This is a genomic window from Pseudoxanthomonas taiwanensis (assembly GCF_010093135.1).
GTDB classification, from domain to species: Bacteria; Pseudomonadota; Gammaproteobacteria; order Xanthomonadales; family Xanthomonadaceae; genus Pseudoxanthomonas; species Pseudoxanthomonas taiwanensis.
This window is the reverse complement of sequence record NZ_PDWK01000137.1, coordinates 1-1,518: the sequence shown is the minus strand read 5'-3', so window position 1 is coordinate 1,518 and position 1,518 is coordinate 1. Positions and strand designations below refer to the sequence as shown.

2 protein-coding genes are annotated in these 1,518 nt (G+C 74.1%); both read right to left on the bottom strand.

The genetic code is table 11. The features are described 5' to 3' along the window. Nucleotides 1-123: 123 nt before the first annotated feature. Nucleotides 124-1,284, bottom strand: a complete 1,161-nt coding sequence (locus CR938_RS14235) for a hypothetical protein (RefSeq protein ID WP_162125611.1) — start codon at nucleotides 1,282-1,284, stop codon at nucleotides 124-126. Further along, nucleotides 1,191-1,518: hypothetical protein (locus tag CR938_RS14230; RefSeq protein WP_162125610.1), on the bottom strand; the 328-nt coding region annotated here is incomplete at its 5' end. The genes CR938_RS14230 and CR938_RS14235, both read right to left, overlap by 94 nt.

Here is a 1,518-nt window from a genome sequence, read left to right as displayed (position 1 = left end):
TGAACAACGATTCCTGAGTGACGTCTGCACCGCGCATCCCACGCCCTCCACTATGGCTGAGGTCGATATCGCAAACAGAGGGCTTGAAAGCAAGCTCTGGCGCGGGAGAATTTCAACAAGCTGCTAGGCCTCGTCGCGCGCCAGCTGGACCAGGCCGTTGTGTCCGCCCACCGGCGTCCTCCACTGCGCCTGCACCCGCCAGGCGCCGTCGCGACGCACCAGCCACATCGCGCTGCCGCCGCCGACCGCCAGCACCCGGTCCGGATCGAACGGCGATGGCTCCAGCAGGCGGATGGCGATTCCGGGATCGGGGCCGAGCAGCCAGCGCGGCGAGCGCATGCCGGGCGCCAGCAGGGCCAGGCCGCGGCGGGTGCCGATCAGCAGCCCCTCGGGCGTGGCCAGCAGCGCCAGCACCTCGTAGCGGTACCGGGGCCAGGGCAGCGGCTCGAAGACCGGCACGCCGCCATCGGCCGCCGGCCGGGCACGCAGCACGCCGGTGGAGGCCACCCACCGCGCGCCGTCGAAGTAGGCGAAGTCGAACAGGCGCCGCTCCAGGCCGTGGCGCTGGTCGTACACGGTCCCGGGCGCGGGCAGGCGCAGGCGGACCAGCTCGGCCTCAGTCACCACCCACAGCCAGCCCTCCGGATCGGTGGTGAAGTCGAACGCCACGTCCCTGCCCACCGGGTAGATCCGGCCATGGGCCAGGTCGGCGGACACGTGGAGCAGACTGCCGTCGTCGGCGCTGAGCGCCAGCGAGCCGTCGCGCAGGCGCGTGCCGGAATACGGGCGGTGGCGCTGCAGCAGCGCATCGGCCGGCACGCCCAGGCGGTGCACCCCGCCTGCGTCCACCCGGTGGAAGCCCTGCCCGGAGGCGACCAGCAGGCCGTCCCGGTGCGGCCACACCCCCGCCACGCCGACGTCGGCCAGGGCCTCGCCGCCGCGCACCGGCTCGAAGCGCCCATCCACCAGCCGGCACAGCCCGGCCCCGGCCAGCATCCCGTACAGGCGTCCACCGGCACTGAACAGGCGGCTGCCCAGGCCGTCCGGCAGCGGCGTCCGCCACAGGCTGCCATCGGGCCCGATGCGGAACAGGGTGGCGTCGTTGCGGACGTACACGTCCCCCGCAGCCTCCACCAGGTCGTAGAAGGCGTGGCCACGCACGCCCGGCGGTATCGCGCCCAGGCGGCCGATCAGGTCCTCGAAGCGGAAGCGCCCGTCGGGCAGCTGGTGCAGGCGCCCGAACACGCCCACGCCGGCCACGAACACCCGGTCGCCCGGAGCCACCAGCAGCGAATAGTCCCCGGTCCTGCGCGGCAGCGCGACCAGCCCCAGTCGCCGCTGCGGTAGACCATCACCCCGCCGCTGCTGCCCACGTACAGGGTGCCCTCCGAGTCCACGCCCGCCGCCGAATAGCTGGGTGCTCCCGGCAGCTGGCCCTGGCCGAAGCGCTGCAGCAGCGGCAGGCCGTCCAGCCGCGCGGACGCGGCCAGGGCGGGCAGCGCGGGGGCCAGCCACAGC